This window comes from Escherichia sp. KTE52, from assembly GCF_000408325.1.
Taxonomy (GTDB): domain Bacteria; phylum Pseudomonadota; class Gammaproteobacteria; order Enterobacterales; family Enterobacteriaceae; genus Escherichia; species Escherichia marmotae.
Window position 1 is genome coordinate 423055 of record NZ_KE138680.1, and the last position, 16621, is coordinate 439675.

Below are 16621 nucleotides of genomic sequence, written 5' to 3' on the forward strand. Positions count from 1 at the left end.
TTGGCCCAGCAAAGAGAGCAAGTAATGAACAACTTTAATCTGCATACCCCAACCCGCATTCTGTTTGGTAAAGGCGCTATCGCCGGTTTACGAGAGCAAATCCCTCACGATGCCCGCATATTGATTACTTACGGCGGCGGTAGCGTTAAAAAAACCGGCGTTCTGGATCAAGTACTGGATTCCCTGAAAGGCATGGACGTGCTGGAGTTTGGCGGTATCGAGCCAAACCCGACTTATGAAACGCTGATGAACGCCGTGAAACTGGTTCGCGAACAGAAAGTGACTTTCCTGCTGGCGGTTGGTGGCGGTTCCGTACTGGACGGCACCAAGTTTATCGCCGCAGCAGCAAATTATCCTGAGAATGTCGATCCGTGGCACATCCTGCAAACGGGTGGTAAAGAGATTAAAAGTGCCATCCCAATGGGCTGCGTGCTGACGCTGCCAGCGACCGGTTCAGAATCCAACGCAGGTGCGGTGATCTCTCGCAAAACCACCGGTGACAAACAGGCGTTTCATTCTGCCCACGTTCAGCCGGTATTTGCCGTGCTCGATCCGGTTTATACCTACACCCTGCCGCCGCGCCAGGTGGCTAATGGCGTAGTGGACGCCTTTGTACACACCGTAGAACAGTATGTTACCAAACCGGTTGATGCCAAAATTCAGGATCGCTTCGCAGAAGGTATTTTGCTGACGCTTCTCGAAGATGGCCCGAAAGCCCTGAAAGAGCCAGAAAACTACGATGTGCGCGCGAACGTCATGTGGGCAGCGACTCAGGCACTGAACGGTTTGATTGGCGCGGGCGTACCGCAGGACTGGGCAACGCATATGCTGGGCCACGAACTGACTGCTATGCACGGCCTGGATCACGCGCAAACGCTGGCTATCGTCCTGCCTGCGCTATGGAATGAAAAACGCGACACCAAGCGCGCGAAACTGCTGCAATACGCTGAACGTGTCTGGAACATCACCGAAGGTTCCGATGACGAGCGTATTGACGCCGCAATTGCCGCTACCCGCAACTTCTTCGAGCAATTAGGTGTGCCGACGCGCCTGTCCGACTACGGTCTGGACGGCAGTTCTATCCCGGCATTACTGAAGAAGCTGGAAGAACACGGCATGACCCAACTGGGCGAAAATCATGATATTACGCTGGATGTCAGCCGTCGCATTTACGAAGCAGCCCGTTAAGCTTTTTCCTCCTCACACTTTCGTTTTTGGGTATTTCGTCCAGACTTAAGTTCACAACACCTCACCGGAGCCTGCTCCGGTGAGTTCATATAAGGAGGAACATATGACTAATCCAACCGTTATTAAGCTACAGGATGGCAATGTCATGCCCCAGTTGGGACTGGGCGTCTGGCAAGCAAGTAATGAGGAGGTAATCACCGCGATTCAAAAAGCCCTGGAAGTGGGATATCGCTCGATTGATACCGCCGCGGCCTATAAAAACGAAGAAGGCGTCGGCAAAGCACTGAAAAATGCCGCACTTGCCAGAGAAGAGTTGTTCATCACTACCAAACTGTGGAACGACGACCACAAGCGTCCCCGTGAAGCCCTGCTGGACAGCCTGAAAAAACTCCAGCTTGATTATATCGATCTCTACTTAATGCACTGGCCCGTTCCCGCTATCGACCATTATGTCGAAGCATGGAAGGGAATGATCGAGCTGCAAAAAGAGGGGTTAATCAAAAGCATCGGCGTCTGTAACTTCCAGATCCACCATTTGCAACGTCTGATTGATGAAACTGGCGTGCCCCCCGTGATTAATCAGATCGAACTTCATCCGCTGATGCAGCAACGCCAGCTTCACGCCTGGAACGCTACGCACAAAATTCAGACCGAATCCTGGAGCCCGTTAGCGCAAGGCGGAAAAGGTGTCTTTGACCAGAAAATCATTCGCGATCTGGCGGATAAATACGGCAAAACTCCAGCACAGATTGTCATCCGCTGGCATCTGGATAACGGCCTGGTGGTGATCCCAAAATCAGTCACACCTTCACGCATTGCCGAAAACTTTAATGTCTGGGATTTCCGTCTCGACAAAGACGAACTTGGTGAAATCGCGAAACTCGATCAAGGTAAACGCCTCGGTCCCGATCCCGACCAGTTCGGCGGCTAACGCACAAATTCTCCCGGTGGCGGTAATGTTCCGCTACCGGACTTTTCAGAAATCATTTATTCCCCTCGCCTCCCGCCCGTTGTTACTCTCCTCCGTTCAGAAATGCCACATTTAAGGACATCATCATGCGGAGCTGGAAGCTCTTAAAGCAACAAAGCATCTACAATATGGATAAACGCGACGGTGAGGTAAAAAACAGATGAGACAAATACTTCTTCTGTTTTTGGCTGTTTTTGCAAGCTTCACGACTCAGGCACAATCACCATCGCTAACCGCTGAACAAACAGTTCGCCTGATTTATCAAAACTATAAATCGGATGCCAGTGCGCCTTATTTCGGTGCAACAGGAGAGCAGGCAATAACATCTGAACGCATACAAAAGGTGCTAACCCTGAATGATAATCTCACTCTACCGGGCAATATTGGCTGGCTGGATTACGATCCGATTTGTGACTGTCAGGATTTTGGCGATCTGGTGTTAGAAAGCGTAGCGATTACCCAAATAGACGCCGACCACGCGGATGCCGTTGTGCGCTTTCGTGCCTTCAAAGACGATAAAGAAAAGACCACGCAAACGCTGAAAATGGTGGCCGAAAATGATCGCTGGGTCATTGACGATATTGCCAGCAATCATGGTAGCGTCTGGCAGGCAGTTAATAGCGAGAATGAAAAAATCCTGGCAACGCTGGCATCGCTGCAAAAAGAACAGCCAGAAGCTTTTGTCAGTGAACTATTTGAGCATATTGCCGATTATAGCTGGCCCTGGACGTGGGTTGTTTCCGACACTTATCGTCAGGCCGTTAATGCCTTCTATAAAACTACCTTCAAAACTGACAGCAACCCCGATGAAGATATGCAAATCGAGCGGCAATTTATTTACGATAATCCGATCTGTTTTGGCGAAGAAACGCTATTTTCTCGCATTAATGAAATCCGTGTACTGGAGAAAACCGCTGATTCCGCCCGCATCCATGTTCGTATTGCGCTGACCAATGGCAACAGCGAAGAGCAGGATTTGGTTTTACAGCGGCGCGAAGGGCTGTGGGAAATTGCAGATTTCATCCGTCCGGATAGCGGAAGTTTGCTTAAACAGATTGAAGCGAAGACTGCGGCCAGATTAAAGCAGTGAGTTGAATAGGAATAATAAATAAAAGGGAACACTATATGAAAACGATTTTCACCGTGGGAGCTGTTGTTCTGGCGACCAGCTTACTAAGTGGCTGCGTCAATGAACAAAAGGTCAGTCAACTGGCGGGTAATGTACAAACATTAAATGCCAAAATCGCCCGACTTGAGCAGGATATAAAAGCATTACGCCCGCAGATCTACGCCGCCAAATCCGAAGCTAACAGAGCCAATACACGCCTTGATGCGCAAGACTATTTTGATTGCCTGCGCTGCTTGCGTATGTATGCGGAATGATAAAAATATCCCCGGTAGCAATTCTGCTACCGGGGATAATTAACTTAACGACCAACAGCCACTTTTGGGCGTTTCTTCGCCCCTGCATTCACCGGGCGAGATTGCGCGGGCGGCGCTTTCTTTGCTCCGGCAGGTGTCTGGCGCTGGGTCGCCATTGGCGTATGTTTGGTCAACGCCGGACGGGTATTGCGGTTCTGGCGACGGGCCTCGCGCATCTCTTCAATGGTTGGCGCTGGCACTAAGCAATCGCGACGACTGCCTATCAGATGCTTTTTACCCATCGCTTCCAACGCCTGGCGGATTAACGGCCAGTTTGCCGGATCGTGGTAACGCAATAACGCTTTATGCAAACGTCGCTGCTTGTCGCCCTTCGGTACGAAGACGTCTTCGCTCTTATAACCAATCTTCGCCAGCGGGTTTTTGCCGGTGTAATACATGGTGGTCGAGTTAGCCAACGGCGACGGATAGAAGTTCTGCACCTGGTCGAGACGGAAGCGGTGTTTTTTCAGCCACAGCGCCAGGTTCACCATATCTTCATCACGCGTACCGGGGTGTGCGGAGATGAAATACGGGATCAGATACTGCTCTTTGCCTGCCTGTTTCGAGTAGGTGTCGAACAGCTCTTTAAAGCGGTCATAGCTACCCATGCCCGGCTTCATCATCTTCGACAGTGGCCCTTCTTCGGTATGTTCCGGCGCAATCTTCAGATAACCACCGACGTGATGGGTCGCCAGCTCTTTGATGTAGCGCGGATCTTCTACGGCGATGTCATAGCGCACGCCGGAGGCGATCAGGATCTTTTTAATGCCTTTCAGATCGCGGGCACGGCGATAGAGATTGATCGTCGGCTCGTGGTTAGTGTCCATATGCGGACAAATATCCGGATACACACACGACAAGCGGCGGCAGGTCTGCTCGGCGCGTGGCGATTTGCAGCGCAACATATACATGTTGGCCGTTGGCCCGCCGAGATCGGAAATCACGCCCGTAAAGCCCGGAACGGTATCGCGGATCGCTTCAATCTCATTAATGATCGAGTCTTCCGAACGGCTCTGAATAATGCGCCCTTCATGCTCGGTGATAGAACAGAAAGAACAGCCGCCAAAGCAGCCACGCATAATATTGACCGAGAAACGGATCATTTCGTAAGCCGGAATACGGGCATTACCGTAAGCCGGATGCGGCACGCGCTTGTACGGCAACGCAAAGACGCTGTCCATCTCTTCGGTAGAAAGCGGAATGGCTGGCGGGTTGATCCACACATAGCGGTCGCCATGTTTTTGCATCAGCGCACGAGCGCAGCCTGGGTTGGTTTCGTGGTGCAGAATACGCGAAGCATGTGCGTACAGCACTTTATCGCCCTTCACTTTCTCGAATGAAGGCAACAACACGTAGGTTTTTTCCCACGGTTTCGGACGCGGCGGCTGCACAGTAACGGCTTTCGCTTCCTGTTTTTTCGGTGTCACCGGTTTGTTATCCGCGCACGGCAAATCTTCACCATACGGATGCGGAATCGGGTCAATTTTCCCGGGAGTGTCGAGACGAGTAGAATCCACGCCACTCCAGCCAGGTAGCGCTTCTTTCACGATAATCGCGGTATTACGTACATCGCGGATTTCACTAATCGGCTCGCCCATCGCCAGACGATGCGCCACTTCCACCAGCGGACGCTCACCGTTACCGAACATCAGCATGTCGGCTTTGGAATCTACCAGCACCGAACGGCGCACGGTGTCAGACCAGTAATCATAATGCGCGGTACGACGCAGGCTGGCCTCGATACCACCGAGGATCACCGGTACATCTTTCCATGCTTCTTTACAACGCTGGGTATAAACCAGTGTCGCGCGATCCGGACGCTTACCCGCGACATTATCCGGGGTGTAGGCATCGTCATGGCGTAAACGACGATCGGCAGTGTAACGGTTGATCATCGAGTCCATGTTGCCTGCAGTCACGCCGAAAAACAGATTCGGTTTTCCCAGACGCATAAAGTCATCTTTGCTGCTCCAGTCCGGCTGGGCGATGATCCCGACACGAAAGCCTTGCGCTTCCAGCATACGACCGCAAATCGCCATCCCGAAGCTCGGGTGATCAACATACGCGTCGCCAGTAACCAAAATGATGTCGCAGCTATCCCAGCCAAGTTGATCCATCTCTTCACGAGACATCGGCAAAAACGGTGCCGGTCCAAAACAGGCGGCCCAGTACTGCGGCCAGGAGAACAGGTCGCGATCCGGTTGGATCAGGGAGATAGAGCTCATTTTGCTTCCAGAAATGGTAAAAAAATAATCAAAGGCCGGGGATTATAAGCCGGAACGAAAGAGAAATCGAAAGGTATTCCATACTCGCCCTCCTCGGGCGAGTATGGAGATTAAGGCACCGGATTAACCAACAGTTGCCCGATGGAACCGCGATCCGCCATTTCCAGCGTCTGGCTATTAAAGTAGAACGGGAAGTGCGCCCAGGAAGGCTGACCGAAATAGACAAGCAGTTCCACTTGCCCATCAACCCATACGGTGTCTTTCCAGCCTCTGTCTTCCGGGAATGGCATCGCACCGTTCACGTTACGGATCTGGAACATCACGCCTTCAATATGGAATGATTGCGGCTCATCTGCCCGCACCGTCCAGCGTTCCCACGTACCTTGCTGCGCGGTGACATCAATACGATTGACGTCCCACAACTGCCCGTTGATGCCAGGATCGTCACCCAGGCTAATATCACGGCTGCGAATCGGAGAGCCGGCCATTATTTCGGTCGGTAACAAACGCATCGGCAGGCTGTCTGTCACCAGCGGCAGAAGACCGGTCGGGCGCAGCGTCAGCACCAGCGTGGAAACCAGAATGCTGGATGGCTCAAAGAAGCCACGAATACGATCAACAATGCTCGCCGCTTCACCACAGGTGATCGACACTTCATCACCGTTGCTCATATCCACCAGAATCTCACGACGCTCGCCCGGTGCCAGCGAAAGCTGTTTCACCGACACGGGTGCAGGCAGGAACCCCTGGTCGCCAGAAATCACGTGCAACGGACGTCCGTCACTCATCTGTAATTGATAACGACGGGAGTTCGACGCGTTCAATAAACGCAGGCGCACCCAACCGCGCGAAACTTCAACATACGGGCTTTGTACGCCATTGACCAGTAGCGTATCGCCAACAAAACCGCCGCTTCCCGGCTCGTTGTATTCCGGCGTGCCAAAGTTATCCAGCCGTTTATCCTGGATAATGACCGGAAAATCATCCACTCCATAATGATTAGGGATTGGCAGCGACTTGCTGACTTCATCTTCCACCAGCCACATCCCGGCAAGGCCGTTATAAACCTGCTGTGCCGTGCGGTTCGGTGTGTTGGCGTGATACCACAGGGTCGCGGCGCTCTGACGAATTGGCAGCACAGGTGCCCAGTCAGCATTTGGCGACATCATGCGTGCAGGCCCCCCCATCAGCGGGCCTGGCACCTGTAGCCCGGCGACTGTCATTGAGACATTTTCTGTCAGTCGGTTGCTGTAAATCAGCTTAACATCATCGCCCTTCCAGACGCGGATAGTCGGCCCAAGGTAGCGACCATTGATACCCCAAACCGACGCGCGCGTTCCTGGCGTAAATGACCAGTGCGCACGTTGTACTGTCATAAACAGCGGTTGCCCACGGCGAGATTCAAGCAGCGGCGGAACGGGCAGCGGTTGCTGTTGCCCGGCTGCGCTTGCCTTCAGGGGGACTGCTCCTGCACACAGTGCAATCCCCGATGCCTGAATGAACTGACGCCGACTGAGTGACATATTTGCTCCATGTAAAACTGGCTAAAGTAATACCGTGCAGGAAAACATTCCCGCAAAAACAGACTGCCGACTTAAACTTTTCCGGCGGCTTCGCGCTCTGCGACTTCTTTATCGAGCTCGGCTATTTTTTGTTCCATTATCGAACGACAATGGGCAGCCAGCTCGCGAACCTGATCTTTACCATATTGACTGACGTCAATTGGCGGCAGCATTTCTACGATCACTAAACCATTATTCAGTCGGTTAAGATTAATCTTATTCGAAGTTGTGGAAACACACACGGGAATAATGGGGACGCCTGCCGCAATCGCCGCATGAAATGCCCCTGTTTTAAACGGCAGCAGGCCACGACCACGGCTGCGCGTTCCTTCCGGGAACATCCAGATGGAAATACGGCGTTTTTTGAAGTGATTCACCACTTCCGCGATAGTGCCGTGCGCTTTAGTACGATTGTTTCTGTCGATCAATAAGTTGCCAGTTAACCAGTACAACTGACCAAAAAAGGGGATCCACAGCAAACTCTTTTTACCCACAGTGACTGTCGGTGGCTGCACGATATTCGATGCCGTCACCATGTCATAGTTGTTCTGGTGGTTAGCGATATAGATAGCATTACCATAACTTTCAGCATCAGCGGGTTTGCGACACTCAACTTTAAGGCCGAACAGCGGCGCAAGACGACCAAACATATGCCCAAAGGTGGCCACATGCTTCGGATTTCTCGGGCTGAACAGACAGTAAATGGAGCCGAAAACACAGACTAACAAGCTGTAAATCACGGTAATAATAAGACGAAAGATATATAGCATAACACCCTCTGAAGATCTGAGAGACTGGCATTGTACGTCACCTGAAATCAGGTTAGGGCATTGTTAAAAGCCGCTCTCTGGAAAAGCGTATTGTTAATCGCAACGCATGAATAAACAACGGTTTCAAGGGAATTTTTATCGTTTCCTGGGGCTGATTACGCTGCCGGATGACGACTTAACGTTCCATCCGGCAGTCCTTGCAAACGGGAGAAAGCCCCCTCCGGCATATTACTCTTCGCTATCGCTGCTGCTGGCGCGGAGAGGCGAATCAATCTCGACACGGTCGATACGCTGCAAACCACGCATCAAGGTGCCGCGACGGCCACGCTCACCGGTAACTTTCAGCAATTCTTCCGGGCGCAGTTTGATTTTGCGTTTCCCGACATGAATGGTCAGGGTACTTTGCGGCGGCAGTACATACAGGTGTGCCAAACCATCCTCGCCCCGCGCGGCTTCTGCCGACGGAATGTTGATGATCTTGTTGCCTTTACCCTTCGACAGTTGCGGAAGCTCGCTTACCGGGAACATCAACATGCGGCCTGCCTGAGTAATTGCCAGCAACATATCAGAAGCATCTTCAATGACTACCGGCGGCATGACATGCGCATTTTCCGGTAAAGTGATCAATGCTTTACCTGCACGATTACGCGCCACCAGATCGTTAAAGGTGCAGACAAAACCGTAACCCGCATCGGAAGCCATCAACAGTTTCTGATCGTCGCTTTCCATCAGCATATGGTCAACGGTAGCACCTGGCGGCAACGTCAGTTTGCCAGTAAGCGGTTCGCCCTGACCACGCGCCGACGGCAGCGTAATTGGGTCGATGGCATAGCTGCGTCCGGTAGAATCAACAAACACCACTGGCTGGTTGCTCTTGCCTTTCACCGCAGCTTTAAAGCTGTCACCCGCTTTGTAGTTCAAACCTGGGGCGTCAATGTCGTGGCCTTTAGCGCTACGCACCCAGCCCATCTGCGACAGCACGATGGTAACGGGTTCAGACGGCAGCATGTCGTGCTCACTCATTGCTTTCGCTTCTTCGCGTTCCTGCAACGGTGAACGGCGATCGTCACCATATGCTTGCGCATCGGCCTGCAACTCTTTCTTCAGCAGATTATTCATCTTGCGCTCGGAAGCCAGAATGCTCTGCAACTGGTCACGCTCTTTTTCCAGCTCGTTCTGCTCACCGCGAATCTTCATCTCTTCCAGTTTGGCGAGATGACGCAGTTTCAATTCGAGGATCGCTTCCGCCTGGGTTTCCGTGAGGCCAAAACGCGACATCAGCGCCGGTTTCGGTTCATCTTCATTACGAATGATCTCAATCACTTCGTCGATATTGAGAAACGCCACCAGCAAACCTTCCAGGATATGCAGGCGCTTGAGGACTTTCTCCAGACGATAGTTCAAACGGCGGCGCACGGTATCGCGACGGAATACCAGCCATTCGGAGAGGATTTCCAGCAGGTTTTTCACCGCCGGACGCCCATCCAGACCAATCATATTAAGGTTAATGCGATAGCTCTTTTCCAGATCGGTGGTGGCGAAGAGGTGATTCATCACCTGATCCATATCCACGCGATTAGAGCGCGGCACAATCACCAGACGGGTCGGGTTCTCGTGGTCGGATTCATCGCGTAGATCGTCAACCATTGGCAGCTTTTTGTTACGCATTTGCGCAGCAATTTGCTCCAGTACGCGCGCACCAGAAACCTGATGCGGTAAGGCACTGATGACCACCGCGCCATCTTCTTTCTTCCACACTGCGCGCATACGCACAGAACCACGACCATTTTCGTAGATTTTGCGGATCTCCGCCCGGGAGGTGATGATTTCCGCTTCGGTCGGGTAATCCGGCCCCTGCACAATATCCAGTAACTGATCGAGCGTGGTTTTCGGCTGGTCGATTAAGGCGATTGCTGCCTGTGCGACTTCGCGCAGGTTATGTGGCGGAATGTCCGTTGCCATCCCGACAGCAATACCGGTGGTGCCGTTAAGCAAAATATTCGGCAGGCGGGCAGGCAGCATTTTCGGCTCCTGCAAGGTGCCGTCGAAATTTGGCACCCAATCCGCCGTCCCTTGCCCCAGCTCGCTCAATAACAGCTCGGAATATTTCGACAGACGGGATTCGGTGTAACGCATTGCCGCGAACGATTTCGGATCGTCCGGCGCGCCCCAGTTCCCCTGACCATCAACCAGCGGATAACGGTAAGAAAACGGCTGCGCCATCAGAACCATCGCTTCATAGCAGGCGCTGTCGCCGTGCGGATGGTACTTACCCAGTACGTCACCGACGGTACGGGCCGACTTTTTAAATTTGGCGGTAGCATTCAGACCCAGCTCAGACATCGCATACACAATGCGGCGCTGAACGGGTTTCAGACCATCACCAATAAACGGCAACGCACGATCCATGATGACGTACATGGAGTAGTTTAAGTAGGCGTTTTCCGTAAATTCATGTAGCGCAAGGCGCTCTGCCATATCGCTCATTAATTCTGATTCCTCAACTTATTCGCCAGCCTTCAAAGGGGCAATATTGCCGGAGATACTACATTATCTGTCGCGTCGAGTCACAGGAGATCAGCGTGAATAGCGCCGCCGGACGTGCTCCGACGGCGATAAAGGCATCAATGTGCCTTGATATACAACTCTTTGCTGTAGACATAATCCTGGGGATTATGCAGCGGGAAACCGCCAACGTAAGGTTTAAGCAATTTGATCAGCGGCTGATAGTAGATGGGAATGAGCGGTGCCTGCTGATTAATGATCATCTCTGCCTGCCGATACAACGCATTACGCTTTGTCGCGTCAGTGGTCTGCGCCGCCTGATTTAGCAACGCGTCATACTGCGCATTTTTCCAGTGACCGACATTCTCTTCACTATCGCTTTTGAGCGTGTTCAGGAAAGTGGAAGCATCATTGTACGTCGCATCCCACGACTGCCGCGATAGCATGAAATCACCGGCTCGCCGGGTATCAAGATAGGTTTTCCACTCCATCGTGCGCAGCGTCACCTGTGCACCAAGCCATTTTTTCCATTCGGAAGACAACGCAATTGCCGTTTTTTCATGCAAATCATACTTGTTGTAGAACAGTTCAAAGCGTAGCGGATGAGATGCATCGTACCCCGCTTGTTTGAGCAAGGCTTTTGCCGTCGCCACGCGCTCACTCATCGGCTTTTGCAGTTCATCAAACGTCGTCGCGTTAAAGCCTTCTACCTCTGGCGGCGTCAACGTGGTTGCAGGCGTTCGCAACCCGAGTATCTTTTGCGCAATCAACGGCCTGTCGACCGTCAGATATAGCGCCCGCCGGACACGAACATCGTCAAACGGTGGTTTCTGGATATTGAAATTGTAATATTCACTGTTCAGACGCGGGATAATTTGCAACTCACCAGGCAGTGATTTTTCAATAGCAGGAATTTGTTGTGCCGGAACCCAGGTGAGATCGACTTCACCCGCACGATAGCGGTTATAGCCGGTGACTGAATTATCCAGTGCCAGATACTCAACCTGCTGCAATACCGTATGTTGTGCATCGCGGTACTTTGGATTTTTGCGTGCGGTAATCTTTTCGTTAACCACCCATTTATCAAGCACAAAAGCACCGTTGTAAACCATATGCTCTGGCTTACTCCAGCTATCGCCATACTTCGCAATCATATGATGCGGAACCGGAAACAGCGTCGGCCAGGCTAGCATTGTCGTAAACCACGGTACGGGCTGCTCAAGCGTGACTTCAAAAGTGCGGTCATCCGTCGCTTTCACGCCTAACGATGAGACATCCGATTTTCCCGCCGCGATAGCCGCTGCATTTTTAATATGCGCCTGCGCCAGATAGCCAGCAAAAGGGCTTGCCGTTTTGGGGTCAACCGCGCGCTGCCAGCCGAGGACAAAATCCTGCGCTGTCAGAGGCTGACCATCAGACCACTGTAAGCCGTTGCGTAAATGGAAAATATAGCGTTTGCCGCCATCTGACACTTCCCAGGATTCAGCCTGGGCAGGTTGCACTTTACCTTCGCCGTCCATCCATACCAGACCTTCAAACAGATCCAGCACAATCTGCGCGGCGGTATTCTCCTCAACCTTTTGCGGGTCAAGCGTGCCGGGGTCGCTATGATTGTTGTAACGAAAGAGCTGTTGCGGGGCGAGCGGTGTGTTGGCGGGAACGTCAGCAGCATAGAGAGGAGCCGCACTTACCAGGCTGACCAGCCATAATAAATTTCGCGTATACATGGTATTCCTTACCGGAGAAATTATAAGCCTGACAACAATACGCCAGTGGCATTGTTAGCTCAAACTTATCGCGAGTGATTTGGCTCACACTCCGGAAAAGATCCCCCTTCACATTAACGGCACATAAATATCCGTTTCCAGCCGCTTCTCTGACATCCCTTCGGCCAGGTTGGTGTAGTGAAACAATATCGGTGCGTTACGCATTTTCTCGCCGCTATCAGGAAGCCAACGGCGAATGATGGCCCGGATAGTGTGAGATATGTTATCCAGGGCGCCAGAATGACGGGCAACCGCATAACGCCCTGCGGTGAGTTCGCCATTACTCACACCATAACGATTCTCCGGAACAGGCTCGTTAACGCTGCCGCAAATATCAAAGCGAAACGCGTCTGGCGCAGTGGTGGCAGGATCGTCCCAGGCGACGCCAAAAGTCTGGCTTTGGTTAACGGGAGATAACCCCGTGTCTTTGCGCCACATGATAAATTTCGCCACGCTGTAGTTGAGCAACTCAGGGCTACAGCGATGCGGCAACATCGCCACGCGGGTTGATGGGAAATCGATAATATTTACGTCCAGTGCACGGTTTTTCATGTTGCTCCCTGCGAAATTATTCCCGGGAACGCGTCCCGGGAGCAGTAACAATTACGGATTGACTTTACTGATCTGTTTCACGTCAATCTCAACAGAGTTCCAGTCTTTATCCACTTCCCCCTGAATCTCAACCGTATCTTTCGGCGTAACTGTCACGCCGTTCCAGCGTTTGTGGTCGATATCGACATTGATGGTGCCGCTGGCATCTTTGAACACATACAGATCGTCAGAGATGCGCTCAACGATATTGCCACGCAGAGTTACCCAGGTGTCGTCACGCAAAGATTTCGCGTTTTCTACGTTAGTTACGCTGCCGTTCGGCCCCTGGAATCCTCCGGTTTGACTTTGTGTTGCCGATGGGCCAGAAAAGCCCCCCTGCTCTGCTGCCATAACCGGTGCGCTACACAGGGCCATTACTGCAATTACTGCTGCGAATTTTTTCATGTTTGTTACTCCCTTTGATGTCTGTTTCCAGGCATTAAACAAGATAGTCCTTAACAACTTCTTAAGGAAAAAAAAGAAAATTTAGTACTGTACAGAGCGCGTTACAACACGGTTTACTGACAACGAATACAGCTATCGCAGGGATGAAAAGATGCGAATTTTACTGATAGAAGATGACATGCTGATTGGTGACGGCATCAAAACAGGTCTTAGTAAGATGGGCTTTAGTGTTGACTGGTTTACGGAAGGTCGTCAGGGAAAAGAGGCGCTTTATAGCGCACCTTATGACGCGGTGATCCTTGATCTCACCTTACCGGGAATGGATGGCCGCGATATTTTGCGCGAGTGGCGGGATAAAGGTCAGCGTGAGCCGGTACTGATCCTGACCGCGCGCGACGCACTGGCGGAACGCGTGGAAGGTTTGCGTCTGGGGGCCGACGATTATCTGTGTAAACCTTTTGCATTGATAGAAGTGGCCGCCAGGCTGGAAGCGCTGATGCGCCGAACCAACGGCCATGCCAGCAACGAGCTACATCACGGCAACGTCATGCTCGACCCGGGCAAACGGATCGCCACCCTGGCAGGTGAATCCTTAACACTCAAGCCAAAAGAATTTGCCCTGCTGGAATTACTGATGCGTAACGCTGGCCGTGTTCTACCACGCAAACTGATTGAAGAAAAACTGTATACCTGGGACGAAGAGGTCACCAGCAATGCCGTCGAAGTACATGTGCATCATCTGCGACGCAAACTCGGCAGTGACTTTATTCGCACCGTTCACGGTATTGGCTACACATTAGGTGAGAAATGAAATTTACCCAACGCCTTAGTCTGCGAGTCAGGCTGACGCTGATCTTTTTGATTCTGGCCTCGCTGACCTGGGTTGTCTCCAGCTTTGTAGCCTGGAAACAAACGATTGATAATGTCGATGAGTTGTTCGATACCCAGTTAATGCTGTTTGCCAAACGATTAAGTACGCTCGATCTTAACGAAATTAATGCGGCAGATCGTATGGCAAGAACGCCGGATAAATTCAAACACGGCCATGTGGATGACGATGCCCTGACATTTGCCATTTTTACCCGCGACGGCAGAATGGTTCTTAACGATGGCGATAATGGAGAAGATATTCCCTATAGCTATCAGCGTGAAGGTTTTGCTGACGGGCAACTGGTGGGTGATAAAGATCAATGGCGCTTTATCTGGATGACATCACCTGATGGTAAATATCGCATCGTTGTCGGCCAGGAATGGGAATACCGTGAAGACATGGCGCTGGCAATCGTCACCGGCCAGCTCATCCCCTGGCTTGTTGCGCTACCCATTATGTTAATCTTCATGATGGTGTTACTGGGTCGTGAGCTCTCGCCACTGAACAAACTAGCGCTGGCGCTACGTATGCGCGATCCCGACTCGGAAAAACCACTCAACGCCGCGGGCGTACCCAGCGAAGTGCGTCCGCTAGTCGAGTCGCTGAATCAACTGTTCGACCGTACACATGCGATGATGGTGCGTGAACGGCGCTTTACCTCTGACGCCGCTCACGAACTGCGTAGCCCATTAACGGCGCTGAAAGTTCAAACCGAAGTTGCGCAACTCTCTGACGATGATCCGCAGGCACGGAAAAAAGCACTGACGCAATTACATTCGGGGATCGATCGCGCCACCCGTCTGGTTGATCAACTGCTCACACTATCGCGGCTCGACTCGCTGGATAACCTTCAGGACGTCGCGGAGATCCCACTTGAAGATCTCCTGCAATCGGCGGTGATGGATATCTACCACACGGCGCAGCAGGCAAAAATTGACGTGCGGCTGACGCTCAATGCCCACGGCATCAAACGCACCGGACAACCGCTATTGCTAAGTCTACTGGTACGAAATCTGCTGGATAACGCAGTACGCTACAGTCCACAGGGCAGCGTAGTGGATGTCACTCTGAATGCAGATAATTTCACCGTAAGAGACAACGGCCCCGGCGTGACGCCAGAGGCGCTGGCGCGAATTGGCGAACGTTTCTACCGCCCACCTGGACAAACCGCAACCGGTAGCGGACTGGGGTTGTCGATTGTCCAGCGAATCGCAAAATTGCATGGCATGAATGTTGTGTTTGGGAATGCGAAACAAGGTGGATTTGAGGCGAAAGTGAGCTGGTAGTGGTGAGACTTTTGCAAAATTCGCAAAAGACTTTGCACATTTTGCTAATTTCACCGCACCGCTCTGTGACGTACTATTGTCGGTAAACGTCTCTCCTTGAGGATAAAAAATGAGCAATATTCTGATTATCAACGGTGCGAAAAAATTCGCCCACTCTAATGGTCAACTGAACGACACCCTGACCGAAGTCGCGGATGGCACGCTGCGCGACCTCGGACATGATGTCCGCATCGTTCGCGCTGAGAGCGACTACGATGTCAAAGCCGAAGTACAAAACTTTCTCTGGGCTGATGTGGTGATCTGGCAGATGCCTGGCTGGTGGATGGGCGCGCCGTGGACGGTGAAAAAATACATTGATGATGTGTTCACCGAAGGTCACGGCACGCTGTATGCCAGCGATGGTCGTACCCGCAAAGATCCGTCGAAAAAATACGGTTCTGGCGGTCTGGTACAGGGTAAAAAATATATGCTCTCGCTGACCTGGAACGCCCCAATGGAAGCCTTCACCGAAAAAGACCAGTTCTTCCACGGCGTTGGCGTTGACGGTGTGTATCTACCGTTCCATAAAGCAAACCAATTCCTCGGCATGGAACCGCTGCCGACATTTATCGCTAATGACGTGATAAAAATGCCTGATGTTCCCCGCTATACTGAAGAATATCGCAAGCATCTTGTGGAAATTTTTGGTTAACTAGAGCTCTGGCTTTAGAAGGAGTTAACCATGATTACAGTAATCGCAGAAATCCGTACTCGCCCTGGCCAACATCACCGTCAGGCGGTATTGGATCAGTTTGCTAAAATCGTTCCAACAGTTCTGAAGGAAGAAGGTTGCCACGGCTACGCGCCAATGGTGGATTGCGCTGCTGGCGTGAGTTTCCAGTCTATGGCGCCGGACTCTATTGTGATGATTGAGCAGTGGGAAAGCATCGCGCACCTTGAAGCGCATCTGCAAACCCCGCACATGAAAGCATATAGCGAAGCCGTAAAAGGCGATGTGCTGGAGATGAATATTCGTATCCTGCAGTCGGGACTTTGATGTTCCTGAAAAGAGGCCGGTGTT

The 16621-nt window shown here is 51.9% G+C and carries 15 protein-coding genes; 8 read left to right on the plus strand and 7 right to left on the minus strand.

Going from position 1 to position 16621, the window contains the following annotated elements; all coding sequences use genetic code 11:
* The first annotated feature begins 24 nt into the window (after window positions 1–24).
* The 4 genes from yqhD (at window position 25) to yqhH (ending at window position 3541) form a co-directional block, all read left to right on the plus strand.
* Entirely contained in the window at window positions 25–1188 is a 1164-nt protein-coding gene (gene yqhD / locus A1SC_RS09610; protein WP_001058791.1) for an alcohol dehydrogenase, read from the plus strand.
* A 103-nt stretch (window positions 1189–1291) separates the two neighbouring features.
* Window positions 1292–2119 carry a 2,5-didehydrogluconate reductase DkgA gene (dkgA, locus tag A1SC_RS09605; protein ID WP_000184343.1) on the plus strand — a complete coding sequence of 276 codons (828 nt, stop codon included), beginning with the start codon at window positions 1292–1294 and terminating at the stop codon, window positions 2117–2119.
* Between the two features lie 199 nt (window positions 2120–2318).
* The gene (locus A1SC_RS09600; protein WP_016249217.1) at window positions 2319–3248 is read left to right on the plus strand and encodes a YqhG/Tai3 family protein; all 930 of its coding nucleotides are present in this window, start codon (window positions 2319–2321) and stop codon (window positions 3246–3248) included.
* 35 nt (window positions 3249–3283) lie between these two features.
* On the plus strand, window positions 3284–3541 hold the full coding sequence (gene yqhH / locus A1SC_RS09595; RefSeq protein ID WP_001517105.1) for a lipoprotein YqhH: 258 nt from the start codon (window positions 3284–3286) through the stop codon (window positions 3539–3541).
* Between the two features lie 44 nt (window positions 3542–3585).
* Here the strand turns inward: yqhH and A1SC_RS09590 are convergent, their stop codons facing one another.
* The 7 genes from A1SC_RS09590 to ygiW all read right to left on the minus strand — a co-directional run bounded on the left by A1SC_RS09590 (window position 3586) and on the right by ygiW (window position 13404).
* Window positions 3586–5805 (minus strand): YgiQ family radical SAM protein, encoded by a 2220-nt coding sequence (locus A1SC_RS09590; RefSeq protein ID WP_016249218.1) that lies wholly within the window; start codon window positions 5803–5805, stop codon window positions 3586–3588.
* 110 nt (window positions 5806–5915) lie between these two features.
* Complete coding sequence (gene ftsP / locus A1SC_RS09585; RefSeq protein WP_001517107.1) at window positions 5916–7328, minus strand: cell division protein FtsP; 1413 nt, start codon at window positions 7326–7328, stop codon at window positions 5916–5918.
* Between the two features lie 71 nt (window positions 7329–7399).
* Window positions 7400–8137, minus strand: a complete 738-nt coding sequence (gene plsC, locus A1SC_RS09580) for a 1-acylglycerol-3-phosphate O-acyltransferase (RefSeq protein WP_000965727.1) — start codon at window positions 8135–8137, stop codon at window positions 7400–7402.
* Window positions 8138–8365: 228 nt separating this feature from the next.
* The gene (gene parC / locus A1SC_RS09575; protein ID WP_001281917.1) at window positions 8366–10624 is read right to left on the minus strand and encodes a DNA topoisomerase IV subunit A; all 2259 of its coding nucleotides are present in this window, start codon (window positions 10622–10624) and stop codon (window positions 8366–8368) included.
* A gap of 137 nt (window positions 10625–10761) precedes the next feature.
* Window positions 10762–12369, minus strand: a complete 1608-nt coding sequence (locus A1SC_RS09570; protein WP_016262555.1) for an ABC transporter substrate-binding protein — start codon at window positions 12367–12369, stop codon at window positions 10762–10764.
* 108 nt (window positions 12370–12477) lie between these two features.
* Window positions 12478–12960: an AraC family transcriptional regulator gene (locus tag A1SC_RS09565; RefSeq protein ID WP_016262556.1), complete on the minus strand. Its 483-nt coding sequence runs from the start codon at window positions 12958–12960 to the stop codon at window positions 12478–12480.
* Window positions 12961–13011: 51 nt separating this feature from the next.
* On the minus strand, window positions 13012–13404 hold the full coding sequence (gene ygiW, locus A1SC_RS09560) for an OB fold stress tolerance protein YgiW (protein ID WP_000712662.1): 393 nt from the start codon (window positions 13402–13404) through the stop codon (window positions 13012–13014).
* Between the two features lie 151 nt (window positions 13405–13555).
* Between ygiW and qseB the strand changes: the two genes are divergently transcribed.
* From qseB to A1SC_RS09540, 4 genes are all read left to right on the plus strand, one after another.
* Window positions 13556–14215, plus strand: coding sequence for a quorum sensing response regulator transcription factor QseB (qseB, locus tag A1SC_RS09555; protein ID WP_001221482.1), 660 nt, complete (start codon window positions 13556–13558; stop codon window positions 14213–14215).
* On the plus strand, window positions 14212–15561 hold the full coding sequence (qseC, locus tag A1SC_RS09550) for a quorum sensing histidine kinase QseC (RefSeq protein WP_000673336.1): 1350 nt from the start codon (window positions 14212–14214) through the stop codon (window positions 15559–15561). Before qseB ends, qseC begins: the two co-directional genes overlap by 4 nt.
* 109 nt (window positions 15562–15670) lie before the next feature.
* Window positions 15671–16252: an NADPH:quinone oxidoreductase MdaB gene (mdaB, locus tag A1SC_RS09545; RefSeq protein ID WP_000065441.1), complete on the plus strand. Its 582-nt coding sequence runs from the start codon at window positions 15671–15673 to the stop codon at window positions 16250–16252.
* 30 nt (window positions 16253–16282) lie between these two features.
* Window positions 16283–16597, plus strand: a complete 315-nt coding sequence (locus A1SC_RS09540) for a putative quinol monooxygenase (protein WP_016262557.1) — start codon at window positions 16283–16285, stop codon at window positions 16595–16597.
* Window positions 16598–16621 lie beyond the last annotated feature (24 nt).

Coding starts and splice junctions, on each gene's coding strand:
- yqhD (WP_001058791.1), top strand. CDS start 25: ATGAACAACTTTAATCTGCATACCCCAACCCGCATTCTGTTTGGTAAA.
- dkgA (WP_000184343.1), top strand. CDS start 1,292: ATGACTAATCCAACCGTTATTAAGCTACAGGATGGCAATGTCATGCCC.
- A1SC_RS09600 (WP_016249217.1), top strand. CDS start 2,319: ATGAGACAAATACTTCTTCTGTTTTTGGCTGTTTTTGCAAGCTTCACG.
- yqhH (WP_001517105.1), top strand. CDS start 3,284: ATGAAAACGATTTTCACCGTGGGAGCTGTTGTTCTGGCGACCAGCTTA.
- A1SC_RS09590 (WP_016249218.1), bottom strand. CDS start 5,805: ATGAGCTCTATCTCCCTGATCCAACCGGATCGCGACCTGTTCTCCTGG.
- ftsP (WP_001517107.1), bottom strand. CDS start 7,328: ATGTCACTCAGTCGGCGTCAGTTCATTCAGGCATCGGGGATTGCACTG.
- plsC (WP_000965727.1), bottom strand. CDS start 8,137: ATGCTATATATCTTTCGTCTTATTATTACCGTGATTTACAGCTTGTTA.
- parC (WP_001281917.1), bottom strand. CDS start 10,624: ATGAGCGATATGGCAGAGCGCCTTGCGCTACATGAATTTACGGAAAAC.
- A1SC_RS09570 (WP_016262555.1), bottom strand. CDS start 12,369: ATGTATACGCGAAATTTATTATGGCTGGTCAGCCTGGTAAGTGCGGCT.
- A1SC_RS09565 (WP_016262556.1), bottom strand. CDS start 12,960: ATGAAAAACCGTGCACTGGACGTAAATATTATCGATTTCCCATCAACC.
- ygiW (WP_000712662.1), bottom strand. CDS start 13,404: ATGAAAAAATTCGCAGCAGTAATTGCAGTAATGGCCCTGTGTAGCGCA.
- qseB (WP_001221482.1), top strand. CDS start 13,556: ATGCGAATTTTACTGATAGAAGATGACATGCTGATTGGTGACGGCATC.
- qseC (WP_000673336.1), top strand. CDS start 14,212: ATGAAATTTACCCAACGCCTTAGTCTGCGAGTCAGGCTGACGCTGATC.
- mdaB (WP_000065441.1), top strand. CDS start 15,671: ATGAGCAATATTCTGATTATCAACGGTGCGAAAAAATTCGCCCACTCT.
- A1SC_RS09540 (WP_016262557.1), top strand. CDS start 16,283: ATGATTACAGTAATCGCAGAAATCCGTACTCGCCCTGGCCAACATCAC.